The sequence below is a fragment of the Nocardia cyriacigeorgica GUH-2 genome, from assembly GCF_000284035.1.
Classification (GTDB): Bacteria; Actinomycetota; Actinomycetes; order Mycobacteriales; family Mycobacteriaceae; genus Nocardia; species Nocardia cyriacigeorgica_B.
This window is the reverse complement of sequence record NC_016887.1, coordinates 4,110,952-4,136,742: the sequence shown is the minus strand read 5'-3', so window position 1 is coordinate 4,136,742 and position 25,791 is coordinate 4,110,952. Positions and strand designations below refer to the sequence as shown.

Here is a 25,791-nt window from a genome sequence, read left to right as displayed (position 1 = left end):
GAGATCACGATAACGTTTGTTCCGCGACGCTGCCAACCCCCATTTCCGTTGTGTCCCGGCGGCATCCGGCGACTGTGACCGGGCCCGCAGGTGGGCCCGGCGACCGCGCGCCGCCGCCGCGTTAGGCTCGGCGGAAACAGCCGGACGAGAAGTAGGGAGACCAATCGTGACCGCACCGATTCGGGTGGGTGTGCTCGGCGCGCAGGGCAAGGTCGGACAGGCGATCTGCGCGGCGGTCGAGGCCGCCGCGGATCTGGAGCTGGTCGCGGGTGTCGACAAGGATGATCCGCTGGAGAAGTTCCTGGAGACCGGCACCCAGGTCGTCGTCGACTTCACCCATCCCGACGTGGTGATGGGCAACCTGAAATTCCTTGTCGAGCACGGCATCCACGCCGTGGTGGGCACCACCGGTTTCGACGCCGCGCGGCTCGACGAAGTCAACGGCTGGCTGGCGGGCAAGCCGCACGTCGGGGTGCTGATCGCGCCGAACTTCGCCATTGGCGCGGTGCTGTCGATGCGGTTCGCCGAGCAGGCCGCGCGCTTCTTCGAATCCGTCGAGGTCATCGAGCTGCATCACCCGAACAAGGCCGACGCGCCGTCGGGTACCGCCTACCGCACCGCCGGGCTGATCGCCCAGGCCAGGGAGAAGGCCGGCGTGGGTCGCAGCCCCGACGCCACCAGCACCGAGCTCGAGGGTGCCCGCGGCGCCGACGTCGACGGTGTGCGGGTGCATTCGGTGCGCCTGGCCGGGCTCGTCGCCCACCAGGAGGTGCTGTTCGGCACCCAGGGGGAGACGCTGACCATCCGCCACGATTCCATCGACCGGTCCTCCTTCGCGCCCGGTGTGCTGCTCGGGGTGCGCCGCATCGCCGACCGTCCCGGACTCACCGTCGGGCTCGATCCGCTGCTGGACCTGTGAGCGCGCAGGATCCAGCCGAATCGGCCGGTGCCGGGCCGAGCCGGGATGTGGTCAAGATCGTCGCCATGGTGGCGGCGCTGGTGCTGGTGCTGGTCTTCTATTTCCTGCTGCTCGGCAAGATCGCGATCAGCCTGATCGGCTCCGGTGACGGCGCCGCGATCGCCATCGGCATCGGCGTGCTGATCCTGCCGCTGCTCGGTGTCTGGATCGTCTACGCCACCGTGCGCGCCGCGCTCGCCCACCAGCATCTGGCCCGGCGCATCCACGACGAGGGCCTGGAACTGGACGTGTCGGAGCTGCCGCGCCGTCCGTCCGGCCGGATCGAGCGGGCCGCGGCCGACGAGCTGTTCCTGCAGGTCAAGCAGGAGTGGGAGGCCGACCCCGACAACTGGCGGGTCTCCTACCGCCTGGCCCGCGCCTACGACTACGCCGGCGATCGCGGCCGCGCCCGGGCCACCATGCGCCGCGCGGTCGAGCTGGAGCGTCACGAACGCGAGCAGCGCGGATAGCCCCGGGATACCCTCGTCGTCGTGGCGCGACTGCTGATCATCCATCACACCCCGTCGCCGTTCATGCAGGCGATGTTCGAGGCCGTGGTCTCCGGCGCGACCGATCCGGAGATCGAGGGCGTGGAGGTGGTGCGCCGGGCCGCGCTCGCGGTCACCCCGTCCGATGTGCTCGAAGCCGACGGCTACGTGCTCGGCACGCCCGCCAACCTCGGATACATGAGTGGCGCCCTCAAGCACGCCTTCGACGTCATCTACTACCCGTGCCTGGATTCCACGCGCGGGCGCCCGTTCGGCGCGTATTTCCACGGCAACGAGGGCACCGAGGGCGCGGAGAAAGGCCTCACGTCGATCACGACCGGGCTCGGGTGGTCGAAGTCCGCCGACTACGTGGTGGTCTCGGGTAAGCCGAGCAAGAGTGACCTGGAAACCTGCTGGGAGCTGGGCGCGACGGTCGCGGCAGGCCTGGCGCCCTGACATGCCCCCGATTATTGGTGGCTGACCACGCGCGGCTTCGGCGGGCATACTGCTGAAGTACCAATGTGCGGTCCGCGGTGGACCGGGTTGCTCGGGATGGGAGTTGTCGAGGTGACGTGGGCCGAAGGGGTCGAAAGCACGCCACGCCGGATAGGGCTGGTCGAAGACCATGAATCGGTCGCGATCGGCTTGGCGGCGATGCTCGCTCCGCATCCCGATCTCGACCTGGTGGCGACCGCGGGCACGGTCGCCGAACTGCTCGCCGATCCCGCGGTGGCCGAGCCGATCGATCTGGTGGTCCTGGATCTGCGCCTGGCCGACGGCTCGACGCCCGAGGACAATGTGCGCGCGCTGCGCGAGCGCGGCATGGAGGTGCTGGTGTTCACCGGCGCCGACAACGCTTTCCTGGTGCGCTCGGCGGCCCGTGCCGGTGTGCTCGGGGTGGTGCGCAAGTCCGAAGACGTGCCCACCGTGGTGGCCGCGGTGCGCCGGGCGGCCTCCGGTGAACAGGTCGTCACCACCGACTGGGCCGCCGCCATCGATGGCGATCCGCAGTTGTCCAGCGTGGGGTTGAGCCCGCGTCAGGAAGAGGTGCTCACCCTCTACGCGTCGGGGGAGAAGGCGTCGCGGGTGGCTCGGCTCACCGGGTTGTCGGAGCAGACCGTCAACGACTATCTGGGCCGGATCCGGCAGAAGTACGCCGACGCAGGCAGGCCCGCGCCGACCAAGACCGATCTGTACAAGCGCGCGGTGGAGGATGGATGGCTGCCGGTCCCCGAGCGGCATCCGCGCCCGTGACCGCGTCCGGCTTGCTGGACACCGCCCCGACCACGCCCGCCCCGCTCGATCGCCTGCGCGCGACCCGTTGGTGGCGCCGGTTGGCCGCCGTGTCGCGAGATCAGGCCGCCGATGCCTCCGAACGGATTCTGCGCCGATTCGGGCTGGTCGTCGGATTGGCCGGGGTGATCGCCGCCCTCGTCGAACTGCCCGAGATCGCTGATCAGAGTCGCGATATCGCCCCGGGGTGGACGATTACCGCGGTCCTGCTGGCCTTTGGCATGTTCCCGGTACTGGCCGTGGCGTCGATCAGTGCGCCGCCCCGGACCATTCGCCTGGTCAGCGGTGCGGCCGCGGTGAGCTTTCTGGCCGCCATGGTGGTGATCATGCTGGCCTATTCGCAGCCGGCCGACGCCGCCGGCTCGGTCTGGGTGTACCGGGTGCTCGCCCTCGGCGTGCTCGCGGCGGCGCTGGCCTGGCCCACCGGGCCCGCCATCGGCTATCTGTTCGCCGGTTCGGCGCTGTCGGCGGTGGTGAATCTGTTCGTGGTGCCCGATGTCTCCGCGCTGACGATGGCCGGCGATTTCGCCCGCGCGGCCGGGTTATGCGCGTTGTTCTTGTGGTGCGTGGTCTACGCCAGGGAAGCCGGCATCCGGGTCGACCGGGAATCGGAGGTGGCCAGTAGCCGGGCCGCCGCCGTCGCGGGTGCGGCGGCGCGCGACCGGGAACGCGCCCGGTTCGCGGCCCTGATCCACGACGCGGTGCTGTCGACCCTGCTCGACGCCTCCCGCGGTGGCACCGAGTCGCCGGTGCTGCGCCGCCAGGCCGAACGGACGCTGGAACAGCTCGACGAATCCCGCGCGGGCAGTGGCGACCCCGATCATCTGGACGCCCAATCGGCGATCGGTTTCCTGCGCTCAGCGGTCCACGAGGTGAATCCCGGCATCGAATTCACCGCCCGCCGCACCGCCGGATTCGATGATCTGCGCCTGCCGGTGACCGCGGCGAGCACGATCGCCGCCGCGCTGGCCGAGGCGGCGCGCAACAGTCTGCGCCACGCCACCGTGCCCGACCGGCAGGTGCGTCGCAGCGTCACCGTGACGGTCAGCGCCGGCGGCATCCGCACCGAAATGCGCGATGACGGCGCCGGATTCGATCAGAACCGGGTGCCGGTGGACCGGCTCGGCATCTCGGTCAGCATTCTCGGCCGGATGCGACAGCTCGCCGGCGGCGCCGCATTCGTGGAATCGCAGCCGGGCGAAGGGACGACGGTGACCTTGGTCTGGGGTGGCGATGGCTGACACGAGCGCCGATTTCGGCTTGCGCGATCTGCTGGGCCTGCGCGGGGCCGCGGGCTGGCTGTTCCTGGCCATCCTGGAACTGACCATCGTGCTGTACATGGTGCGCAACTTCACCGAGGCCTCACCCGTGCCGGCCACGGCCGCGCTGGTGCTGCTGGTGGTGGCCGGTGTCGTGGTGCTGATGGTGCCGGAGGAACCGCTGCCCAAGCCCGCGACCGCCTACCTCGTGGTCGCCGGTCCACTGGCCACCGCGTTGACCACCTTCGATGTGCAGGAGTACGCGTCGAGTCAGGTGTGGACGGCCTTCGCGTCGTCGTATGTGCTGGCGGTGCTGGTGCTGCGCGGGCGGATGGGTGCCGCGTGGCTCGGTGTCGCGAGTGTCGCCGTGGTGGTCGCGGTGGTGGGCGCGGTGGCCGGGCTGTCGGCGGGGGTGATCGTCGGCTCGATCGTGCCGGTCGCCACCGTCGCGGGTGTGTCGGTGTGCGCGCTGATCATGCGGCCCACCCAGCGCTCGCTGCGCCTGCTGCGCGAGGAGGCCACCATGCGTGCGGCCGCGGAGGCCACCATGGCCGCCGAGAACGGTGAGCGCGATCGTCAGCTGGCGCGGCTGGACAAGGTGGCGCGCCCGATCCTGGAACGCATCGCCGACGGCGTGGAACTCAGCGCCTACGAGCGCGAACAGTGCCGGCTGCTCGAGGCCGAACTCCGCGACGGTCTGCGCGCCCCGCACCTGGCCACCGACGAACTCAACAGCGCCGCTCGTGGTGCGCGCGCCCGCGGCGTCGAGGTGGTGCTACTCGATGACGGCGGATTCGACGGCGTACCGCCCGCGGTGCGGCGCCGCGTCATCGAGGCGGCCATCAAGGAACTCGACGCGGCCAACGCGGGCTCGGTCACCGTGCGCATCCTGCCGACCGGTCGCCGCATCCTGGCGACGGTGCTGGCCCATGCGCCGGAGCAGGACCGGCGCACCGAGATCGACCTCGCGGGTGAGGTCGCCGTCTCCACCTGAATGTGTCGTACCCCCATGGCAAAGTGCGGCGTATGCGGACGATGAGTGCGGCGGCGGCGCGGCGGACGGCGCTGGCGGCGCAGGGCTTCGGCAAGGCGAAGCCCGCCAAGGCGACCAGGCGGACGATCCTCGCCGCGCTGGACAGAACCCAACTGCTGCAATTGGATTCGGTCTCCGCCGTGGTCCGCGCGCATTACGCACCCGTGTTCAGCCGCATCGGCGCCTACGATCGCGGCTTGCTGGACGAGGCGTCCTGGCATGCGGGCACCCGCAGGCCCCGCGCCCTGGTGGAGTACTGGGCGCACGAGGCGGCACTGATCCCGGTCGAGGACTGGCCGCTGATGCGCTGGCGCATGCAGCGCTACCGGCACGGACGCTGGGGAGGGGCGCGTGCGGTCGTCGAACGCAATCCCACGCTCGGCAAAGACATTCTCGACGTCATCACCGAGGTCGGCGCGGCCAGTGCCGGTGAGGTGGAACGTCATCTGGAACTGGACAAGCCGCGTCCGCCGGGATCGTGGTGGAACCTCAGCGATACCAAGGTGATCTGCGAGCAGCTCTTCGCCGCCGGGGAGCTCTCGGTGAGACGACGGGTCGGCTTCACCCGTCACTACGACCTCGCCGAGCGGGTCCTGCCGGCCGAGGTGTTCGCGCGATCGGTCCCCGAAGACGAGGCCGTGCGCGAACTCGTGCTGCGCGCGGCCACCGCGCTGGGCGTCGCCACCGAGCCCGACCTGCGCGACTACTACCGGCTCTCCAGCGCGCAGACCAAACCCGCGATCGCCGAGCTGGTGGACGCGGGCGAACTGATCCCGGTGCAGGTCGCCGACTGGGCGGCACCGGCCTATCTGCGCGCCGGGGCCGCCACGCCGCGCCGGATCGCCGGCGCCGCCCTGCTGTGCCCGTTCGACCCGTTGATCTTCTTCCGTGCCCGCACCGAACGCCTCTTCGACTTCCACTACCGGATCGAGATCTACACCCCGGAAGCCAAGCGGATACACGGGTACTACGTCTTTCCGTTCCTGCTCGACGGCGAGCTAGTCGGCCGCGTCGATCTGCGCGCCGACCGAGGTTCCGGGCGGCTGCTGGTGCCCGGTGCCTTCGCCGAACCGGGCCGCTGTGACGCGCACACGGCGCAGGCGTTGTGGACGGCCCTGCGGGAGATGGCCGACTGGCTCGAGCTCGACGACGTCGTCATCGGAGAGCGGGGCGACCTGGCGCCGCTGTTGCGCACGGCAGGATGACCCGACCGGCGCTCGAGTCCGCCCAGGTCATCGCCGGTGCAGCGAGAATCGGGTGCGGCACAGCGAGCGACAGCCGACGGCCGCCGGGTCCGTGGCCCAAGCGGTGGTGGTCTGTCGGAACTGCCGCTGGTCAGTCGGAACTGGCGGTGCCGGGGTCGGCATCGCGGCTGTCACCGCCTGCGTTGCGATCGGACCCACGGGACTCGTCACCGGAACCGGCGTTGTCGCGCGAACTCGGGTACCGCTTGGGCCCGCCACCGTATCCGCCATAACCGCGCATCTGATCGCGCAGCGCGCCCGACACCACGCCCGACATCCACGAGTTCAGCGATTGCCCACTCTGTGCCGCCGCCTCCTCGGCGCGCGACTTCAGCTGCTCCACCAACCGCAGGGTGACCCGGCTGATATCGCCGGTCATGTCCTCGAAGGTGGGGTGCTCGGATTCGGTGGCCGGATTGTTGCGGACGTCGACGGTGGCGTCGGTGCCGTCCACTGAGACGTGCACGGTGCGGTCGCCCAGCGTCGTGCTGACCTCGGTGGCCAGATCGGACAGCGCCGACAGCAGCACCAGCCGCGTCGAACTCTCCACGGCCGCGGCCAGCGCGGCGGCCGTGGCCTGGGTCTTCTCATCGCCGAGGGCCGCCGCCGCGACCAGATCCGCGCGCAAACGGGCGGTGTATTTGTCCAGATCCATGACATCAGTCTGACGCCAGAGATGATGTCTTTCAAGGAACGATTTGGCGTCATCGCGACGTAATGAGACGGGTATCATGTCCGCGCGGTCGCCGAACGGCGACGAGGGTGTCGAGGGTGTGTCCCGGACCGGGTAGCCTTTCTGACCATGACGAACGGTGAATCGACGCCGACACCGCGGTGCGAGGCGCAGGCCCGGAGGCGGCAGCATGCGTAACCACCCAGGGCCCGGCAGCGCCGGCGATTCGAGTCGGCTGCATGCCTCCGGCACGGTCGGCGTCGCGATGGTGACCCCCTTCAGTGCCGAGGGCAAGCTCGACGTCGACACCGGCGTCGCGCTGGCGGCCCGCCTGGTCGACCGCGGCGTCGACCTGCTCGCGATCTCCGGTACCACCGGTGAATCGCCGACCACCACCGAATCGGAGAAGGCCGATCTGCTGCGCGCCGTCGTCGACGCCGTGGGCTCGCGCGCCACCGTGATCGCCGGTGCCGGAACCTATGACACCGCGCATTCGGTGGAGCTGGCGCGCAACGCGCAGCGGGCGGGTGCCCACGGTTTGCTGGTGGTGACCCCGTACTACTCGCGGCCCACCCAGGAAGGCCTGATCGCACACTTCACCGCGGTCGCCGACGCCACCGATCTGCCGGTGACCCTCTACGACATTCCGCCGCGCTCGATCGTGCCGATCGCCTCCGACACCATCCGCCGCCTGGCCGAGCATCCGCGCATCGTCGCGGTCAAGGACGCCAAGGGCGATCTCAACGCCGGTGCCGAACTCATCGCCACCACCGGCCTGGACTTCTACTCCGGCGACGACACCCTGAACCTGCCGTGGCTGTCGATCGGCGCGACCGGATTCATCAGTGTCATCGGACATCTGGTGCCGGAACGGCTGCGCGAACTGGTCGACGCCTACACCGCCGGTGACGTCGTGCGCGCCCGTGAGATCAACGCCGGGCTGGTGCCGTTGAACGCCGCCATGGCGCGCCTGGGTGGTGTGGCCATGTCGAAGGCGGGCCTGCGCCTGCTCGGCCTCGACGTCGGCGAGCCGCGGCTGCCGCAGCTCATGCCCGGTCCCGATCAGCTCGACCTGCTCAGCGCCGATCTGCGCGCGGCGGGAGTGCTCGGATGACGGCTCCGCTAGGCCGTCGTCCCCGCCGTTCCGCCAGCCGCAGCGCCGGCCCGGCCACGCCGCGTCCGCCGCAGCCCCCCGCCGCACCGGAAAAGCCCTCCGCCGCAACCCCTCCCGCTCCCAGCGAAGCCGAAGCTCCCGCAGCGCCCGTGCAGCAGGCGGCGCCGGAGAAGAGCACTGCCCCCGCGAAGGCCGCCGAATCGCGTACCGGCCAGGACCGTCAGCGCAAGCAGGGACGCTCCCGTCAAGGTGGTCGTGGCCGCGGCGATCAGTCCGCACCGCAGCCCGATCCCCGCGCCGCCGTCGCGCCGCAGGATCGCCTGGGTGCGCCGCCGAAGGCGCCGAGCAACGGCCTGCGGGTCTTCGCGCTCGGCGGTATCGGTGAAATCGGCCGCAACATGACGGTTTTCGAGTACGGCGGCAAGCTGCTCATCGTCGACTGCGGCGTGCTGTTCCCCGAGGACCAGCAGCCCGGCGTCGACCTGATCCTGCCCGACTTCCGTCCCATCGAGAACCGGATGGACGACGTGGTCGCGGTCGTGCTCACCCACGGCCACGAGGACCACATCGGCGCCGTGCCGTTCCTGCTGCGGCTGCGCCCCGACATCCCGGTCGTCGGATCGAAGTTCACCCTCGCCCTGGTGGCGGCGAAATGCCGCGAGCACCGCCAGCATCCGAAGCTGGTGGAGGTCACCGAGGGTCAGCACACCACGCACGGCCCGTTCGGCTGCGAGTACTTCGCGGTCAACCACTCGATCCCCGATGCCATCGCCGTCGCCATCCGCACCCCGGCCGGCGTCGCGCTCCACACCGGTGACATCAAGCTCGACCAGCTGCCGCTGGACGGCAGGCTCACCGACCTGGCCGGTTTCTCCCGGCTCGGCGACGAGGGCGTGGACCTGTTCCTGGTCGACTCCACCAATGCCGAGGTTCCCGGCTTCGTCACTCCCGAACGTGAGATCGGCGGCGTCCTCGACACCGTCATCGGCAAGGCCAAGGGCCGAGTCATCGTGGCCTCCTTCGCCAGCCACGTGCATCGCATCCAGCAGGTGGTCGATGTCGCCCAGAAGTACGGGCGCCGCATCTGTTTCGTGGGCCGGTCGATGGTCCGCAATATGCAGATCGCGCAGGACCTCGGCTATCTGAGCGTGCCCGACGGCCTGGTGGTCGAGCTGGATCAGGCCGCGACGCTGCCCAGCGACAAGCTGGTGCTGATCTCCACCGGTTCGCAGGGCGAGCCGTTGTCGGCGCTGTCGCGGATGGCGCGCGGCGACCACCGCCAGATCAATATCCGCGCCGACGATCTCGTGGTACTGGCGTCCTCGCTGATCCCGGGCAACGAGAACTCGGTGTTCACCGTCGTCAACGGCCTGGCCCGGCTCGGCGCCTCGGTGATCACCCAGCAGAGCGCGAAGGTGCATGTCTCCGGGCACGCCTCCGCGGGTGAGCTGCTGTACCTGTACAACGCGGTGCGGCCCACCAATGCGATGCCCGTGCACGGTGAATGGCGGCATCTGCGCGCCAATGCCGCGCTCGCGGTGGCCACCGGTGTGCCCGAGGACCGGGTGGTGCTGGCCGAGGACGGCGTCGTGGTCGATCTGGTCGACGGCATCGCCTCCATCGTCGGCCGGGTGCCGGTCGGCCACGTCTATGTCGACGGCCTGTCGGTCGGCGATGTCGGCGAATCGACCCTGTCGGACCGGCTGGTGCTGGGTGAGGGCGGTTTCATCGCCATCACCGTCGCGATCGACGAGACCACCGGCAAGGCGGTCAGCACGCCGGAACTGAGCGGTCGCGGCTTCTCCGACGATCCCACCGCGCTGTCGGAAGCCGCCCAGCTGGTCGAATCCGAACTGCTGCGCCTGGCCGGTGAGGGCATCACCGACACCCACCGCATCGCCCAGGGCGTACGCCGGGTGGTCGGGCGCTGGGTGGCCGACACCTATCGGCGTCGTCCGATGATCGTGCCGACCGTCATCGGAGTCTGAGCCGAGTCACCGCCCGCGAAACCCGCCGGATGTCTGATCGTCCGGCGGGTTTTCTGTCTGCGCAGACGCGACGGCGCCGGTGTGTCGGCGTGTCCTGGATCGCGGTCCGGGGCATGATGAACCCCATCACCTGGGCATTCGCCCCGCTCATCAGCACAAGTTACAGGCGATACCAGTGTTGCGGATGGTCCTGATGGTGCGTTTACGGCTAGCCTGAGTTCATGGCAGGTAAGTCCCGCAGCACCACTACGACACGTGCGCGGGCGGGATCGGCACGGGGGCGGACAACGGCGGCCTCCACTCGTTCGGCGACGAACCCATCTCGTTCGGCGACTCGCACCGGTTCGGCCGCCCGAGGCCGCACCTCGGCGGCCCGCGGCCGCGCTTCGGCGGGACGGGTTCGCGCCTCGGCCGCGCGACGTCCGGCGCGCCGCCGGTCCGACACCGCGCCGCTGGCCGTCATCGGGCGCGGGATCAGCGGCGGCTGGACCATGCTGGCGCGCGGTCTCGGCGCCACCACCCGCACGCTGAGCCGGGCGGGGGAGATCGAGCACGGGCACCGCCGCGACGGGATCGCGCTGGCCTTGATCGGCCTCAGCGGCGTCATCGCGGCGGCGGTGTGGCTGTCGGCGGGCGGGCCGATCGGGCATTTCGTCGAAGACGTGATCCGGGCGGTCTCCGGATCGGCGTCGGCGGCGCTGCCGTTCGTGGCGGCCGGTATCGCGGTGATCCTGATGCGCACCGAACCGCATCCGGAGATCCGGCCCCGGCTGGTGCTCGGCGGACTGCTGGTCGGGCTGCCGATGCTGGGGCTGTGGCATATCGCCGCGGGCGCCCCGACCGACGCGCACGGACGTTCGCGCGCGGCCGGTTTCGTCGGGTTCGTGGTCGGCGGACCGCTCACCGACGGGCTGACGGCTTGGTTGTCGGTGCCGATCCTGTTGCTGGCCATCGTCTTCGGCGTGCTGCTGGTCACCGGCACCACGGTGCGCGAGATCCCGGCCCTGTTCCGGCACTACTTCGGCACCGCCAGCGGCGGCGACGAATACGACGACTACGACCCCGAATTCGCCTCCGGAGGCTATGACGCCGACGGATTCCCGCTTACCCGCAGTGGATCCCGGCGCCGGGGTCGCACGCCGGAGGAGAACTATCCGACCGACGAGTTCGCCGGATCCGACGCCGTCACCGAATCGCTGGGGGAACCGCCGCTGCGCGATGCCAAGCCGATCGCCGCCGAACCCCCGGCCGCCGCGCCGAAGGCCAAGCCGAAGCCGGCCAAGGTTGTCGATCAGACGCCGCCACCGCCGAAGGAACCGGAGTTCGTCGCCGACCGGGTCATCGAGGGCGATTACACGCTGCCACCGATGAGCCTGCTCACCGATGGCGAGCCGCCCAAGAAGCGCAGCGCCGCCAACGAATCGATGATCGAGGCGATCACCGAGGTGCTGGTGCAGTTCAAGATCGACGCCGCGGTCACCGGTTTCGTGCGCGGGCCGACGGTCACCCGGTACGAGGTCGAGCTCGGCCCGGGTGTGAAGGTCGAGAAGATCACCGCGCTGGCGCGCAACATCGCCTACGCGGTGGCCACGGAGAACGTGCGCCTGCTCGCCCCGATCCCGGGCAAGTCGGCGGTCGGCATCGAGGTCCCCAACTCCGATCGCGAACTGGTGCGGCTGGCCGATGTGCTCAAGGCGCCCTCCACCCGCAACGATCACCATCCGCTGGTGATCGGCCTCGGAAAGAACATCGAAGGCGAGTTCCTGGCGGCCAACCTGGCCAAGATGCCGCATCTGCTGGTGGCCGGTTCCACCGGCTCCGGTAAGTCGAGTTTCGTGAACTCGATGCTGGTGTCGCTGTTGCAGCGGGCCACCCCGGAGGAGGTCAGGATGATCCTGATCGACCCGAAGATGGTGGAACTCACCCCGTACGAGGGCATTCCGCATCTGATCACGCCCATCATCACCCAGCCGAAGAAGGCGGCGGCCGCGCTGGCCTGGCTGGTCGAGGAGATGGAGCAGCGCTATCAGGACATGCAGGCCAACAAGGTCCGCCATATCGACGACTTCAACAAGAAGGTGAAGTCGGGCGCGATCACCGCGCCGCTGGGCAGCGAACGCGTCTACCGGCCCTATCCCTACATCCTGGCCATCGTCGACGAGCTCGCCGACCTGATGATGACCGCACCGCGTGACGTCGAGGACGCCATCGTGCGGATCACCCAGAAGGCGCGCGCGGCGGGTATTCATCTGGTGCTGGCGACCCAGCGTCCGTCGGTCGACGTGGTGACGGGCCTGATCAAGACCAATGTGCCGTCGCGGCTGGCGTTCGCGACGTCCTCGCTCACCGATTCGCGCGTCATCCTGGACCAGCCCGGCGCGGAGAAGCTGATCGGTATGGGCGACGGGCTGTTCCTGCCGATGGGCGCGGGCAAGCCAACCCGTTTGCAGGGCGCCTACATCAGCGACGAAGAGATCCACGCGGTCGTCGAGTTCACCAAGAACCAGGCCGAACCCGAGTACACCGAGGGCGTCACCGCGGCGAAGGCGGGGGAGAAGAAGGACGTCGACCCCGATATCGGCGACGACCTGGACCTGTTCTTGCAGGCGGTGGAACTGGTGGTGACCTCACAGTTCGGTTCAACGTCGATGCTGCAGCGCAAGCTACGGGTCGGCTTCGCCAAGGCGGGCCGGCTCATGGACCTGATGGAGACCCGCAATGTGGTGGGTCCGAGCGAGGGGTCCAAGGCGCGCGATGTGCTGGTGAAACCGGATGAGCTGGAAGGGCTGCTGTGGTCGATCCGCGGTGGTGGGGACGAGCCGCCGCCGGAGCCGCAGGACTGATCGGCGCTCGTCGGGAGGTTTGCTCTGGCCGATCCGTCCGCTCGGATGCGGGCGGTATCGGACGAGGAGTGACCTCCATCGAAGCTCACCGTGGAGTCGAACCACGTGACCGGGGCTTATGAGACCCCGGCGGCAACCTGCGTGAGCCATGCGCCGAGTGCTGGACGGCACTCGGCCCGCGTGCGCTCGGGAGGATTCGAACCCCCAACCTGCTGAGTCGTAGTCAGCTGCTCTGTCCGTTGAGCTACGAGCGCGAAAATCGCATGCCTATTGCGGAATTCGACGATCGAATCGAATTTCCGTGAATTCCGGAAGCTGCCGAAATTCTTCGTGCACAAGAATTGCGCACGAAAAAGGGGCCATTCCTGGCTTTCGCCCTGGAATGACCCCTGCCGGATCCGAAAAGGTCTGGCTAGGGGCTGCTCCGAGCGCGAGCCGGGCTATCGGCATACCGCAGGGCGGCAGGCAGGACGAATTCGCCGAATCGGCGTGCGACGCCGAGCCGGCACATCTGCCGCTCGTGAATGCGCTGCACGTTCATGGTCCGGCCTTTCGCCTGAGGTGTTGGTATAGCGGGTGTTTCGATGACGGGTATCACGGTAGCACTCGAATAACATTCAGGAAAAGGGGTTTTCGGCGTCGAATTGTTCTCGGGGGTCGTCGAGCGGTGCGCATGCCTCGACCTGTCGGCCGGACTCCGGTCGGCCTGCCGCAGGCCGGTGCGCCGTGGGTGTGGCCGGGCGGCGATCGGGCATCCGGCGCTCGGGCGCGCGGTGATGCGTGCACGTGCCGGGCCTGGCCGTGCTGCCGGGTCAGACCCCAGGCGTCTGCCACCGGCGTCGGCGAGAACCGCGCCGATCGCCCGCGCGCCACAACCGGCTCTCGGACGGGCCGCGGCAGCGCAGCCCGCTCCGCAGCTCGTGCGGAACTCGCGGCCGAGAGAGAGATCACGCCGCGCGGTGACCTGCGCGAGATGTGAAATCATGGTGAGCAACCAACCCGCAAGCCGAGCGAATCGGGCAAATCGGGCATGATTGACGCCATGAGTCTTACTGCCGATCGGAGCGCACCATGCAGGTGACCGCGCTGGAGTGGGGGATCACCATCGCGGTGATCCTCGGTTTGTTCGTCTTCGATTTCTTCGCCCACGTACGCACCCCGCACGAGCCGACCTTCCGTGAATCCGCGTTCTGGTCGGCGGTCTACATCGGCCTGGCGCTGGCCTTCGGCGGTTTCATCGCCTGGAAGTGGGGCGGCACCTTCGCCGGGGAGTACTACGCGGGCTTCGTCACCGAGAAGGCACTCTCGGTGGACAACCTGTTCGTGTTCCTGATCATCATGTCGACCTTCGCGGTGCCGCGGATGTACCAGCAGAAAGTGCTGCTCATCGGCATCGTGGTGGCGCTGGTCATGCGCGGTGTGTTCATCGCCGTCGGCGCGGCCGCGATCAGCGCGTTCAGTTGGGTGTTCTACCTGTTCGGCCTGTTCCTGGTCTACACCGCGGTCAAGCTGCTGCGCGAGAGCGGGCACGAGGTCGAGGAGGAGCAGAAACGCGACAGTCGCATCGTCGCGCTGACCAAGAAGCTGGTGCCGACCACCGACGAATACGACGGCGACAAGCTGCTCACCAAGATCAACGGCCGCCGCGCGGTCACCCCGATGCTGCTGGCGCTGCTGGCCATCGGCTTCGCCGACCTGCTGTTCGCCCTCGACTCGATCCCGGCCATCTACGGCCTCACCGAACAGCCCTACATCGTGTTCGTGGCCAATGCGTTCGCGCTGATGGGCCTGCGTCAGCTGTACTTCCTGATCGGCGGCCTGCTCGACCGGCTGGTGTACCTGTCCTACGGCCTGTCGGCGATCCTGGCGTTCATCGGTGTGAAGCTGGTGCTGCACGCTCTGCACGAGAACACCCTGCCGTTCATCAACGGCGGTGAGCACGTCTCGGTGCCGGAGATCTCCACCGCGTTCTCGCTGTCGGTCATCATCGGCATCCTGGTGGTGGCGACGGTGGCCAGCCTGTTGCGCACCAAGCAGAGGAACCGGGCGGCTAAGTAGTGGCAACCCGGTGGCGCCGGCCGGTGCTCAGGCCGGCGCCACACGGGTTCAGCCCTCGCTCATGGCCCCGAAGATGGGCAGCCATTCGTTCACCCGGACCTCGGTGATGAGGTTCTTGCGGGCGAACGGGTCCTCGGCCAGCAGCGCGCGCAGCGCTGGCTCGTCATCGGCCCGGAACACCAGCAGCGCGCCCGAACCGTCCGGATACGGCCCGCTGGTCAGCAGCGCGCCCTCGGCCAGCCGGTCGGCCAGCCAGCCGCGGTGCGCAGGGCGATGCTCGTCGCGCCCGGGCACGGTGTCGGCGGTGTAGGTGTAGTGGACGGCGAACAGCGGCACGGTGGATCGCTTTCTGTCGAAGGGGAGGGGCGGCCGCTCAGAGGGTGAGCAGCATCCGGGTGTTGCCGAGGGTGTTCGGCTTGACGTAGCTGAGGTCGAGGAATTCGGCGACACCGGTGTCGTAGGACCGGCACATTTCGGCGTACACCTCGGCCGTCACCGGTGTCCCGTCGATCTCGACGAAACCGTGCCGGGAGAAGAACTCCACCTCGAAGGTCAGCACGAACACCCGGGTCAGCTCCAGTTCGCGGGCCACCTCGATCAGGCGCCGCACGATGAGCTTGCCCACACCCTTGCCCTTCACATCCGGGTGCACCGCGACCGTGCGGACCTCACCCAGATCGGCCCACAGCACGTGCAACGCGCCGCAACCGACCACCCGGCCGTCCTGTTCGGCGACCCAGAATTCCTGCACGGCCTCGTAGAGGTTGACCAGATTCTTCTCCAGCAGGATCCGGCCGGAATAGACGTCCACCAGGGCTTTGATCGCGGGGACGTCGGAGGTTCGGGCACGGCGCACCACCGGGACACGATCGGGTGCGCCTGCCGATGCGGTGGCGGGTGCGTCGGACGACGCCGCGCCTGCGGGATCGGCGGGCACCGCGGCGGGTGCGTCGCTGGTCGAACCACTCAGTGGTCCCCGTGAGGTCATGGGGTGCACAGTAGTCGGCCCGGCTACCGATAGTCTGGAGATGTGCCGCACACCCAGTCGTACCGCTCAACGCATCGCGCCGGGCAGCGCGACTGGAAGCCGGGGCGGCCATGAGCGTGCAACCCGAGGAAATGGATCGCGGATGGTCCGGTCCGGCGCCGCTGCGCCCGGGCCTGGTCCCGCCGCCCGCCGAACCCGCCGTTCCGCTGTTGAACATCGCGAACGTGCTGACCATGGCCCGGATCGCGCTGGTCCCGCTGTTCGTGCTCGCGCTGTTCGCCGGCGGCGGCCACGACACCGGATGGCGGATCACCGCGGCGGCGCTGTTCGGGCTGGCCGCCATCACCGATCGGTTCGATGGGCAACTGGCCCGCAAATACGGTCTGGTCACCGACTTCGGCAAGCTCGCCGACCCGATCGCGGACAAGGCGCTGATCGGGTCCGCGCTGATCGGACTGTCCGTGCTGGGCGATCTGCCCTGGTGGATGACGATCGTGATCTGCGGCCGGGAACTGGGCGTGACGCTGTTGCGGCTGATCGTGGTGCGCCGCGGCGTCATCCCGGCCGGGCGCGGCGGCAAGCTGAAGACGCTGGTGCAGTCGCTGGCGATCGCCGTGCTGGTGCTGCCGCTGGCCGGGGGATTCGCCACCGCCGGCATGGCGCTGATGTGGCTGGCGCTGGTGCTGACGGTGGCCACCGGACTCGATTACGTCGGCCAGGCCGCGCGCGTGTGGTTCGCCGGATCCGCCCGTCATCGCACCGGATGAGCGATCCGCTCACCACCGGGGTGCCCGCCGCCGAGCTGGTGGCCGCACTGACCGCGGCCGGTCAGACCGTCGCCACCGCCGAATCGCTGACCGCGGGCCTGCTCAGCGCCACCATCGCCGGGGTACCCGGCGCCAGCGCGGTGCTGCGGGGCGGCCTGGTGGTCTACGCCACCGACCTCAAACACAGCCTGGCCGGCGTCGCGGCCGACGTGCTCGCGACCGAAGGACCCGTGGCCGCCAGCACCGCCGAACAGCTCGCCGTCGGCGCGCGCACCCGCTGCGGCGCCGATTGGGGCGTCGGCCTGACCGGCGTCGCCGGGCCGGACCGTCAGGGCGGATATCCGGTCGGGACGGTCTTCCTCGGGCTGGCCGGAGCCGGGCATACCGAAGTGATGCGGTTGAAACTGTCCGGCGACCGGTGGAACATCAGACTCGGTGCGGCCCGGACCGCGGTCGCCGAGCTCCTGCGTTGTGTGCGGGGCCCGGAGGCTACGGACTGAATTCGCGGCGAGATCGCTCGCTCGGGAACCAACCGGACGCGCCGGGACGTTGTGCCAGAAAGCGGCGCATGCGCGCCGAGGCCTGGAGACAGGGAGTGAGGAGACCGAGATGACGCTGCTGCGAGAAGCGATCGGTGACAGTCTGCGGCGTGCGCGTCTGGCCCAGCAGCGAACCCTGCGTGAGGTGTCCACCTCCGCGCGGGTGAGCCTCGGCTACCTGTCGGAGGTCGAGCGGGGCCGCAAGGAGGCCTCCAGCGAGCTGCTGGCCGCGATCTGCGAGGCCCTCGACGTGCCGCTGTCGCGCGTGCTGTGGGACGTGAGCACGATCATGGCCGGCGTCGACGACGTGCGTGAGCCCGCCGTGCCCGTCGCCGCCGAGGAGGCCGCGGCCGCGGACGCTGCCGAACTCGAGCCCGCCGAGCCCGCGCCCGCCGCCGCCACCATGTCGGTGGCCGGGGCCGAGGCCCGCCCGCAGATCGACGGTGACACCCGCATCGTCATCCCCGCTCCGCGCTCGGACACCCTGGTTCTGGTGAGGGGCGCATGAGCCCGGAAACGGCGGTCTACCGCGGCAACGCTGCGGGCTACCGGCAAGAACGGATAGATTCGTCATAGGCGGCGGCAACGGACCGTGGCGCAACCTACTTGCTGGGTTGGCCCGGTCCAGGCGCCACATGGTGGAGGATAGGCACATATCGGGTGCGTGACGGTCGCGCACTGGAGTCGCGCACAGCGGCGCAGCAGATGGAGGCGGGATCAATCGATGGCTAATCCGTTCGTCAAGGCCTGGAAATACATGATGGCCCTCTTCGATTCCAAGATCGAAGAGCACGCGGATCCGAAGGTCCAGATTCAGCAGGCTATCGAGGAAGCACAGCGCCAGCACCAGGCCCTCTCGCAGCAGGCCGCGTCGGTCATCGGCAACCAGCGTCAGCTGGAGATGAAGCTGAACCGCCAGCTCGACGAGGTCGAGAAGCTCAACGCCAACGCCCGCCAGGCCGTCACCCTGGCCGATCAGGCGACCGCCGCGGGCGATACCGAGAAGGCGATCCAGTACACCAACGCCGCCGAGGCGTTCGCCGCGCAGCTGGTCACCGCCGAGCAGTCGGTGGAAGACCTGAAGGTGCTGCACGACCAGTCGTTGCAGGCCGCCGCGCAGGCCAAGAAGGCGGTCGAGCAGAACGCCATGCTGTTGCAGCAGAAGGTCGCCGAGCGCACCAAGCTGCTCAGCCAGCTCGAGCAGGCCAAGATGCAGGAGCAGGTCAGCGCCTCGCTCCAGCAGATGGACTCGACGCTGTCGGCGCCCGGCTCCACCCCGAGCCTGGACGCGGTGCGCGAGAAGATCGAACGCCGCTACGCCACCGCACTCGGCTCGGCCGAACTCGCGCAGAACTCGGTGCAGGGCCGCATGCTCGAGGTGCAGCAGGCCAGCATCCAAATGGCCGGCCACAGCAAGCTCGAGCAGATCCGCGCTTCGATGCGCGGCGACGCGCTGCCGTCGGGCGGCGCCACACCGGCAATCAACCCGGCGCAGGCGCAGGCCGATCCGGCACAGCCGCAGCCGCAGATGAACAAGGGCCAGACCGCGCAGCAGTAGGCCGCGGCGAGGAAACAATGGTGGCGAGCGTGCGGGCGTCCGGGAGACCGGTGGACGCCCGCACCCGCCGCCAGCAAGGCCGGCCGTCCGGCGGGACGGTCGTGGTGGTGTCGGCGGAAGGATTGACATGAGCCGCAAGGGTTCACGCGGCCGCGTCGACGGCATGAACATCGTCGGGGCACCGGCCTTCGGCGCCGGGCAGGCCACCAACCTCCCGGACACGCTGCGGGACATGGGTGAGCACGCACTCGTCGCGGTGCGCCGCTGGGCCGACCCGCGCGAACGGGAACTACGCAAACGCCGCCGCGCCCGCCGGCGCAGCATGCAGCTCGGCACCGTCTCCGGTCTGACCACGGTGGGAACGGTTGGGCTGGTGGTCATCTCGGCCCCCGCCTGGGCCGTTGTCGTCGTCGGTGGCGGTGCGGTGGCTCTGGTGACGGGTACCGCGCTCAGCGCGCGCCGCTATCTGCGTCTGCGCGGAAAGCCGCTGCCGCAGGCGGCATTCATCGCGCGGAAGGCGCCGGGTGTGCGATCGGCGGCACGGGCCCCGATCGTGCGGCTGGTGCAGGCCGAGCGGGCCATGCACGATCTCGCCGCGCAGATCGCGCGCTCGCGGCGGCTACCGCCCGACGAACTCGACGACTTGCTCGATACCGCCCGCTCCGGCGCGGCAGCACTGCATGCGCTGGCCGCCGATATCGTCGCCATGGAACGCGCCGCGGCCACCGTCGGCCGCACCAATCCACAGGCGGGCGCCTCGCTCACCGCTAACGCCGGTGTGTCGGTGCAACGGCTGGAATCCGGTGTGGCCGAATACGAACAGCTCGTCGCCGCCGCGGGCCGGGTGCTCGCCGTTCCGGACAGCTCGGTGGTCGCCTACCAGTTCAACGGCATCGTCGCCGAACTCCAGCACGCTGCCGACCGACTCGACGGCTGGGCCCAGGCGCTCACCGAAATCGCTGACAAGCAGGCACCGGCGCCACTGCCGCCGCACGGGCGCTGATCGTCGAGCACGAGCTTCTGGCCCCGGGGCGGCCCTGCCATACAGACGAAGCGAAAGGGGCGCCGGAAGTAGTGTCCGGCGCCCCTTTATCGCGGTCTCCGATGCCCTGGTCAGAGGGAGCGGGCGATGATTTCCTTCATGATCTCGTTGGTGCCCGCGTAGATCATCTGCACGCGGTTGTCGACCCACATGCGCGAGATCGGGTATTCGGTCATGTAGCCGTATCCGCCGTGCAGCTGCAGGCATTCGCTGGCCACCGACATGGCGCGCTCGGTGGTCCACCACTTGGCCATCGCGACGGTCGGGATGTCGAGCTCGCCGGCGATGTGCTTGGCGATGCAATCGTCGGTGAACACTCGGGCGATCTTGGCCTCGGTGGCCACCTCGGCCAGCTTGAACTTGGTGTTCTGGAAACCGAACACCGGACGGCCGAACGCCTCGCGCTCCTTGGTGTAGCGCAGGGTGTGCTCGAGCGCGACCTCCATGCCCGCGACCGAGCCGACGGCGATGATGAGCCGCTCCTGCGGCAGCTGCTGCATCAGCTGGATGAAGCCCTGGCCCTCGGCGGTGCCGAGCAGGTTGCTCACCGGGATGCGCACGTCCTCGAAGAACAGCTCCGAGGTGTCCTGACCCTTCTGGCCGATCTTGTCCAGCACCCGCCCGCGCCGGAAGCCGGGCCGGTCGGCCTCGACCAGCACCAGGCTGATGCCGGAGGCGCCCTGGCTGGTGTCGGTCTTGACCACCACGATGATCAGATCGGCCTGCGCGCCGTTGGTGATGAAGGTCTTGGACCCGTTGACGATGTACTCGTCGCCGTCACGGATCGCCTTGGTCTTGACGTTCTGCAGGTCCGATCCGGTGCCCGGTTCGGTCATCGCGATGGCGCCGACGACCTCGCCGCTGGCCATCTTCGGCAGCCACTGCTGCTTCTGCTCTTCGGTGCCGTAGGCCAGCAGGTAGTGCGCCACGATGCCGTTGTGCAGGCTCTGGCCCCATGCGGTGTCCACGACGCGGGCCTGCTCCTCGATCAGCACGGCCTCGTGGGCGAAGGTGCCGCCACCGCCGCCGTACTCCTCCGGGATCGACAGGCACAACAGTCCGAGTTCACCGGCCTTGTTCCACAGGTCGCGGTCGACGTGGTGCTGCTCGATGTACTTGTCGACGTTGGGCGCGACTTCCTTCTCGAAGAAGGCCCGCGCGAGCTCGCGCAGCGCGTCGAGGTCCTCGTTCATCCAACACGACCGGTAGGTGGTCATCGGGTGTCCTCCCGTTGAGCGGCCCCGGGACGGTATTCGTTACCGGGAATAACGGGTACAGTGTGTCCCACACCGGCCGGTGTGACAAGCCCCACCTTCGGCGATCCGGCCCCGACCTGCGATAGCGTGACGCGACGTGGAACGACAGCGATGGACGGATACCGCCGAGACCCGGCGTTCGGGATCGGACTCGGCGGCGCGCGATGAACGCCGCGCCGCGATCGTCGACGCCGCCATCGCCGCCATCGCCGAACACGGCCCCGACGCGCTGACCGGCCAGATCGCCGACCGCGCCGGTCTCAACCGCACCCACTTCTACCGCCACTTCGCCAGCAAGGCCGAACTCGACTGGGCCGTGGCCAAGCGCGCGCACCTGGAGATCACCGAGCGGATCCGCGCGGCCCTCGTCGTCGACGGCACGCCGCTCGACGCCATCCGCGCTCCCGTCATGGCGCATGTCACCTGGGCCGGCGAGCATCCGAACCTGTATCGCTTCCTGCTCGGCCGCAACTACTACCGGGGCAAGGACATGCCGCGCGTCGGTGGCAGTGCGTTCGCTGCCGAGATCTCCGCGGCCGCGGTGCGCTACATCCCGCGTTTCGACGCCGATCCGGTGGCCGCGGACCGGCTGGTCGTCGCCCTGCTCGGCCTCACCGACGCCACCGTTCAGTGGTGGCTGTCCTACCGCGACACCTCGCGCGAGGAGTTGGTGGAGTTGCTCACCACCCAGGCGTGGCTGCTGATCGACAACCACCTGCGCACGGTCGGCGTGGTTCTCGATCCGCACGCGCCGCTGGATCGCGCCGATCAGGGGTGACGACCCGCGGTGGGCTCGGGGTGAACCCTGAACTTCACCCCGATATCGGCTCTCACCTGGTGATTTATCGCCATCCCGGTGCCATGCTCGCAAGTACGACGAATTGCTGGGAGGCACGAAATGCTGTGGAAGATCATCGGCGTGGTCGCCGTTGTCTGGATCGCACTGGCCGTCATCGGTGCGTTGATCAAGGGCCTGTTTCCGATCCTGGTGATCAGCGCCGTGGTGTTCGGCCTCTACCTGCTGTACAAGGCGGTGTCGGGTTCGGGGGACAACACCGTGAGCAAACTCTGATCCGCAACGTGCCGACCGGGCCGTGCGACTTCCCGAGACGGAAGACGCACGGCCCGTTGTCGTCTCGGCGTCCGTGTTTGAATGGCGGGTATGGAGCAGCTACCGGAGGACTGGCAGCGCGGCTTGGTGATCGTCGCGCATCCCGACGACATCGAATACGGCGCCGCCGCGGCCGTGGCCCGCTGGACCGGACAGGGCAAGGACATTCGCTACGTCCTGGCCACCTCGGGTGAGGCCGGGATCGCGGGCATGGCCCCCGCGGATGCCGGGCCGCTGCGCGAAGGTGAGGAGATCGCCTCGGCGGCCGTTGTCGGCGTCAGCGAGGTCGAATTCCTCGGTTACCCTGACGGGCGGGTCGAGGAGAGCCTGGCCTTGCGCCGCGATCTGGCCGCCGCGATCCGGCGGCACCGCCCGGACATGGTGGTGCTGTTCAACTTCGGCGATGTCTGGGCGCCCGGATACGTCAACAGCGCCGATCACCGCGCCGTCGGCCGGGCCGCGCTGGACGCGGTCTCGGACGCGGGCAATGAGTGGATCTTCCGGGAACTGGCCGAACTCGAGCCGTGGACCCCGCGCTGGGCGGCGGTGGTGGGGCCGAAGATGACCCATGCGGTCGACGTCACCGACACCGTCGACAAGGCCGAGGCCTCGCTGGCCGAGCACCGCCGCTACCTCGAGGCATTGAGCGATGAGCCGGTCGCCGACCAGGTGCGGGCCGTGCTCGACATGACCGCCGGACGTATCGACGGGTTCCCCGCCGAGCGCGCGGTGGGGTTCGAGCTGTTTCACTTCCGCGGCTGAGCACCGGGCGCGGTCGACGCCGTTGAGCGGTGTGGCAGGCTGGGCGGATGCGAGTAGCCGTCGTCGCAGGCCCGGATCCGGGTCACGCGTTCCCCGCTATCGCGCTGTGCCTGCGCTTCGCCGCCGCCGGTGACGAGCCGGTGCTGTTCACCGGGCCACGCTGGTTCGAGGCGGCTCGGGCCGCCGGCATCGGGGTGCGCAGGCTCAAAGGGCTGGCACCGCGCGAGATCGATGACGATGGCGATGCCGGGCAGCGCATCCATGAACGCGCCGCGCACATTTCGACCGAGATCCTGCCCGAGCTCAGCGCGATGCTGCCGGAACTGGTGGTCTCCGATGTGCTGACCGCCGGCGGCGGGATGGCGGCCGAACGGCTCGGCGTGCCGTGGGTGGAGCTGTCGCCGCATCCGCTGTATCTGCCCTCGAAGGCGCTGCCACCCATCGGCAGTGGGCTCGCACCGGGCACCGGACTGCGCGGCCGGATGCGTGACGGATTCTTGCGCGCGATGACCGCGCGCGCCATCGAACAGGGTCGCCGCCAGCGGGCGCGGGCCCGGGAGAGCGTCGGGCTGCCGGGGGAGGACCCGGGTCCGATCGCCCGGCTGATCGCGACCCTGCCTGCTCTGGAGGTGCCGCGTCCGGACTGGCCGGAGATCGCGCATCTGGTCGGGCCGTTGCTGTGGGAGCCGACCGATGCGGTGCTCGAGCTGCCGCCCGGTGACGGTCCGCTGGTGATGGTGGCGCCGTCCACCGCGCATACCGGTGTCGCCGGCATGGTGGAGACGGTGCTGGCCGGGCTGGACGGTACCGGTGTGCGAGTGGCGGTGTCGATGCTGGACGAACCGCCCGCCGACCTGCCGCCCTGGGCCACCGCGGGCCTCGGCCGCCAGGACGAGCTGCTGCGCCATGCCTCCGTCGTGGTCGGCGGCGGCGGTCACGGACTGCTCGCCAAATCGCTGACGGCCGGTGTGCCCGTGGTGACGGTGCCCGGCGGCGGTGACCAATGGGAGCTGGCCAATCGCGCCGCCCGCCACGGCAGTTCGCTGCTGGTGCGCCCGCTCACCGCCGACGCCGTCCGCGAGGCCGTCCTGCGCGTGCTGTCCGAACCCGGTTTCGCCGCCTCCGCCGCCCAAGCCGCCGCGGGCCTGTCGGTGGTGACCGACCCGGTCGAGGTCTGTCACACCGTCCTCGCCACCGCCCGCTGACCCCACCTGCCCCGCCGCGCGCACACGGGTATCTTCGGCACGGTGCGATTGACCGAATTCCAGGAGCTGTTGCACACCGAGTTCGGTGTGTCCCGCGGCGACACCCTCCTCACCGACCACGTCATCCCCTCCCTAGGCGGCCGAACCGGCGCCGCCGCCATCGAAGCCGGCGTCGACCCCCGCGAAGTCTGGCGCGCCCTCTGCGCCGAATTCGACGTCCCCCGCTCCCGCTGGTGAGCGCCGCACCGGCCGGCTGGGATGCGCCGCTGCCGCCGGCCGTCGCGGCTCTCCTCGGCGAATCGCCGAGCTGGTCGGAAGAGCACGAGGGATTGAGCGGCGGTGTCGTCTTCGCCGGCGGCTATTGGGTCAAACGGGGCCCGGAGGCCATTGCGGAGTACGAACGGTTGCGTTGGCTGGCCGGGCGCGACATTTCTGTACCCGAAGTGGCGGCGTTCGACGAGGACGTGCTGGTGCTGGCGGATATGGGGGTGCCGAGTCTGGCGCGGCGGCGTGGGCGAGCCGGTGCTGTGATGGGGGAGGTGCTGCGGGGATTGCACGGGGTGCCTGTCGCTGGATGCCCATTCGATGGGCGGCTCGAGGTGATGCTGCCGAAGGCTCGCAGGCGGGTGCTCGAGGGTTCGGTGGATGCGGACGATTTCGACGACGACAACCCGTTGACGCCCGAGCAGGTGCTGCGGCGGCTGTTCGACGAGCAGCCGGAGGACGAGGATCTGGTTGTCGCGCATGGTGATTTCACGCCGGCGAACGTGCTCGAGGGCGGCATCCTGATCGACGTCGGTGCGCTCGGGGTGGCCGATCGTTACCGTGATCTCGCGCTGGCCGCGCGGGATCTGCGAGAGGACTTCGGCGCCGGCGAGGTCGGGGAGTTCTTCACCGCGTACGGGCTCGGTGAACCGGATCAGCGCAAGCTCGACTACTACCGGCTGCTCGACGAACTGTTCTGAGCGCCGGATCAGGACTTCTTGGCGTAATGGCGCGCGGCCTTGGTGCGGTTGCCGCAGGTGGCCATGGAGTGCCAGCGGCGGGTGCCGTTCTTGGAGGTGTCGTAGAAGAACAGCACGCAATCGGGGTGCGCGCACTGGCGGATGCGGTCGGGGGACGTGGCCAGCAGGCGCAGCAGGTCGTCGGCGGCCAGCCAGCCGGGCAGCCAGACCGGATCGGTGACCTCGGGCGCGTCGACGGGTCCGGCCTCGGCGAGCGTGCGACGGATCCGGCCGTGCTCGAGCACCTCATTGAGTGCGTCGCGGCGGCCGTGGCGGACGGTGTCGTAGATGGCCGCGCGCGCGGCGCGCACCGCCTCCAGCGTGGCGGCGTCCGCGTCGGCGCGATCGGCCAGCCCGGCACTCGCCAACCAGATCCGCAACCCGGCCACATCGATGAGCAGATCCTGTGGTCCGTCGCTCACCCAGCGGGTGTTCAGCAGATCCAAGGCCAGGGGTTCACCGAGGTGAGGGCGTGGATCGAGCATGCCTGAGGGTAACGGCTCACGACGACCGAACGTGACAACCACCTCCTTCTAACTACTTAAAATATTTTAGACGGTTGACACCGGGAGGTCTGTGTCTTTAAGTTCTAACCATTCAAACAAATT

General features: G+C 69.4%; 27 protein-coding genes and 1 tRNA gene. 22 read left to right on the top strand and 6 right to left on the bottom strand.

All coding sequences use genetic code 11. The features are described from left to right. The first annotated feature begins 166 nt into the window (after positions 1-166). The 7 genes from dapB (at position 167) to NOCYR_RS18690 (ending at position 6,236) form a co-directional block, all read left to right on the top strand. Complete coding sequence (dapB, locus tag NOCYR_RS18720) at positions 167-919, top strand: 4-hydroxy-tetrahydrodipicolinate reductase (protein ID WP_014351969.1); 753 nt, start codon at positions 167-169, stop codon at positions 917-919. Positions 920-984: 65 nt separating this feature from the next. Next, on the top strand, positions 985-1,428 hold the full coding sequence (locus NOCYR_RS18715; RefSeq protein WP_048834289.1) for a hypothetical protein: 444 nt from the start codon (positions 985-987) through the stop codon (positions 1,426-1,428). Positions 1,429-1,491: 63 nt separating this feature from the next. After that, complete coding sequence (locus NOCYR_RS18710) at positions 1,492-1,902, top strand: flavodoxin family protein (RefSeq protein WP_048834288.1); 411 nt, start codon at positions 1,492-1,494, stop codon at positions 1,900-1,902. Positions 1,903-1,998: 96 nt separating this feature from the next. Beyond that, positions 1,999-2,700, top strand: coding sequence for a response regulator transcription factor (locus NOCYR_RS18705; RefSeq protein ID WP_048834287.1), 702 nt, complete (start codon positions 1,999-2,001; stop codon positions 2,698-2,700). Beyond that, positions 2,664-3,980 carry an ATP-binding protein gene (locus NOCYR_RS18700; RefSeq protein WP_231855959.1) on the top strand — a complete coding sequence of 439 codons (1,317 nt, stop codon included), beginning with the start codon at positions 2,664-2,666 and terminating at the stop codon, positions 3,978-3,980. The genes NOCYR_RS18705 and NOCYR_RS18700 overlap by 37 nt, the downstream gene beginning before the upstream one ends. Then, entirely contained in the window at positions 3,973-4,992 is a 1,020-nt protein-coding gene (locus tag NOCYR_RS18695; RefSeq protein ID WP_048834286.1) for a hypothetical protein, read from the top strand. Before NOCYR_RS18700 ends, NOCYR_RS18695 begins: the two co-directional genes overlap by 8 nt. Positions 4,993-5,024: 32 nt before the next feature. Next, entirely contained in the window at positions 5,025-6,236 is a 1,212-nt protein-coding gene (locus tag NOCYR_RS18690; RefSeq protein WP_048834285.1) for a winged helix-turn-helix domain-containing protein, read from the top strand. Between the two features lie 130 nt (positions 6,237-6,366). On the opposite strand, the gene NOCYR_RS18685 is transcribed toward NOCYR_RS18690, so the two are convergent. Further along, entirely contained in the window at positions 6,367-6,930 is a 564-nt protein-coding gene (locus tag NOCYR_RS18685) for a hypothetical protein (RefSeq protein WP_014351962.1), read from the bottom strand. A gap of 208 nt (positions 6,931-7,138) precedes the next feature. Here NOCYR_RS18685 and dapA point away from each other — a divergent pair, with 208 nt between their 5' ends. The 3 genes from dapA to NOCYR_RS18670 all read left to right on the top strand — a co-directional run bounded on the left by dapA (position 7,139) and on the right by NOCYR_RS18670 (position 12,893). Further along, complete coding sequence (gene dapA, locus NOCYR_RS18680) at positions 7,139-8,062, top strand: 4-hydroxy-tetrahydrodipicolinate synthase (protein WP_014351961.1); 924 nt, start codon at positions 7,139-7,141, stop codon at positions 8,060-8,062. After that, complete coding sequence (locus NOCYR_RS18675) at positions 8,059-10,050, top strand: ribonuclease J (RefSeq protein WP_048833512.1); 1,992 nt, start codon at positions 8,059-8,061, stop codon at positions 10,048-10,050. Before dapA ends, NOCYR_RS18675 begins: the two co-directional genes overlap by 4 nt. A gap of 221 nt (positions 10,051-10,271) precedes the next feature. Further along, a complete protein-coding gene (locus NOCYR_RS18670; RefSeq protein WP_048833511.1) occupies positions 10,272-12,893 on the top strand; it encodes a DNA translocase FtsK in 2,622 nt (873 codons plus the stop codon). 181 nt (positions 12,894-13,074) lie between these two features. Here NOCYR_RS18670 and NOCYR_RS18665 read toward each other — a convergent pair. Next, positions 13,075-13,147, bottom strand: a tRNA-Arg gene (locus tag NOCYR_RS18665). An 817-nt stretch (positions 13,148-13,964) separates the two neighbouring features. On the opposite strand from NOCYR_RS18665, the gene NOCYR_RS18660 reads away from it, so the two are divergent. Continuing rightward, positions 13,965-14,951, top strand: a complete 987-nt coding sequence (locus NOCYR_RS18660) for a TerC family protein (protein WP_014351958.1) — start codon at positions 13,965-13,967, stop codon at positions 14,949-14,951. Between the two features lie 48 nt (positions 14,952-14,999). On the opposite strand, the gene NOCYR_RS18655 is transcribed toward NOCYR_RS18660, so the two are convergent. Then, positions 15,000-15,287, bottom strand: a complete 288-nt coding sequence (locus NOCYR_RS18655) for a YciI family protein (protein WP_014351957.1) — start codon at positions 15,285-15,287, stop codon at positions 15,000-15,002. Between the two features lie 37 nt (positions 15,288-15,324). Beyond that, entirely contained in the window at positions 15,325-15,939 is a 615-nt protein-coding gene (locus tag NOCYR_RS18650) for an amino-acid N-acetyltransferase (RefSeq protein ID WP_014351956.1), read from the bottom strand. Positions 15,940-16,049: 110 nt separating this feature from the next. Here NOCYR_RS18650 and pgsA point away from each other — a divergent pair, with 110 nt between their 5' ends. From pgsA to pspM, 5 genes are all read left to right on the top strand, one after another. Then, a complete protein-coding gene (gene pgsA / locus NOCYR_RS18645; protein ID WP_014351955.1) occupies positions 16,050-16,706 on the top strand; it encodes a CDP-diacylglycerol--glycerol-3-phosphate 3-phosphatidyltransferase in 657 nt (218 codons plus the stop codon). Continuing rightward, positions 16,703-17,206 carry a CinA family protein gene (locus tag NOCYR_RS18640; protein WP_014351954.1) on the top strand — a complete coding sequence of 168 codons (504 nt, stop codon included), beginning with the start codon at positions 16,703-16,705 and terminating at the stop codon, positions 17,204-17,206. The genes pgsA and NOCYR_RS18640 overlap by 4 nt, the downstream gene beginning before the upstream one ends. A 109-nt stretch (positions 17,207-17,315) precedes the next feature. Next, positions 17,316-17,753, top strand: coding sequence for a helix-turn-helix domain-containing protein (locus NOCYR_RS18635; RefSeq protein ID WP_014351953.1), 438 nt, complete (start codon positions 17,316-17,318; stop codon positions 17,751-17,753). A 216-nt stretch (positions 17,754-17,969) separates the two neighbouring features. Then, entirely contained in the window at positions 17,970-18,803 is an 834-nt protein-coding gene (gene pspA, locus NOCYR_RS18630; protein WP_014351952.1) for a phage shock protein PspA, read from the top strand. A gap of 127 nt (positions 18,804-18,930) precedes the next feature. Further along, the gene (pspM, locus tag NOCYR_RS18625) at positions 18,931-19,806 is read left to right on the top strand and encodes a phage shock envelope stress response protein PspM (RefSeq protein ID WP_014351951.1); all 876 of its coding nucleotides are present in this window, start codon (positions 18,931-18,933) and stop codon (positions 19,804-19,806) included. Between the two features lie 110 nt (positions 19,807-19,916). On the opposite strand, the gene NOCYR_RS18620 is transcribed toward pspM, so the two are convergent. After that, positions 19,917-21,062, bottom strand: coding sequence for an acyl-CoA dehydrogenase family protein (locus tag NOCYR_RS18620; RefSeq protein WP_014351950.1), 1,146 nt, complete (start codon positions 21,060-21,062; stop codon positions 19,917-19,919). Between the two features lie 136 nt (positions 21,063-21,198). Here NOCYR_RS18620 and NOCYR_RS18615 point away from each other — a divergent pair, with 136 nt between their 5' ends. The 6 genes from NOCYR_RS18615 (at position 21,199) to NOCYR_RS18590 (ending at position 25,144) form a co-directional block, all read left to right on the top strand. Then, positions 21,199-21,879, top strand: a complete 681-nt coding sequence (locus NOCYR_RS18615) for a TetR/AcrR family transcriptional regulator (protein ID WP_014351949.1) — start codon at positions 21,199-21,201, stop codon at positions 21,877-21,879. 120 nt (positions 21,880-21,999) lie between these two features. Further along, a complete protein-coding gene (locus tag NOCYR_RS29965; RefSeq protein WP_014351948.1) occupies positions 22,000-22,173 on the top strand; it encodes a hypothetical protein in 174 nt (57 codons plus the stop codon). A 90-nt stretch (positions 22,174-22,263) separates the two neighbouring features. After that, positions 22,264-22,974 (top strand): PIG-L deacetylase family protein, encoded by a 711-nt coding sequence (locus tag NOCYR_RS18605; RefSeq protein WP_014351947.1) that lies wholly within the window; start codon positions 22,264-22,266, stop codon positions 22,972-22,974. Between the two features lie 47 nt (positions 22,975-23,021). Continuing rightward, complete coding sequence (locus NOCYR_RS18600; RefSeq protein ID WP_014351946.1) at positions 23,022-24,179, top strand: glycosyltransferase; 1,158 nt, start codon at positions 23,022-23,024, stop codon at positions 24,177-24,179. A gap of 42 nt (positions 24,180-24,221) precedes the next feature. Next, positions 24,222-24,416 (top strand): DUF3046 domain-containing protein, encoded by a 195-nt coding sequence (locus tag NOCYR_RS18595; protein ID WP_048833510.1) that lies wholly within the window; start codon positions 24,222-24,224, stop codon positions 24,414-24,416. Then, positions 24,413-25,144: an aminoglycoside 3'-phosphotransferase gene (locus NOCYR_RS18590; protein WP_014351944.1), complete on the top strand. Its 732-nt coding sequence runs from the start codon at positions 24,413-24,415 to the stop codon at positions 25,142-25,144. The genes NOCYR_RS18595 and NOCYR_RS18590 overlap by 4 nt, the downstream gene beginning before the upstream one ends. An 8-nt stretch (positions 25,145-25,152) precedes the next feature. Here NOCYR_RS18590 and NOCYR_RS18585 read toward each other — a convergent pair whose 3' ends face one another. Continuing rightward, positions 25,153-25,668, bottom strand: coding sequence for a CGNR zinc finger domain-containing protein (locus NOCYR_RS18585; protein WP_014351943.1), 516 nt, complete (start codon positions 25,666-25,668; stop codon positions 25,153-25,155). Between the last annotated feature and the right edge of the window lie 123 nt (positions 25,669-25,791).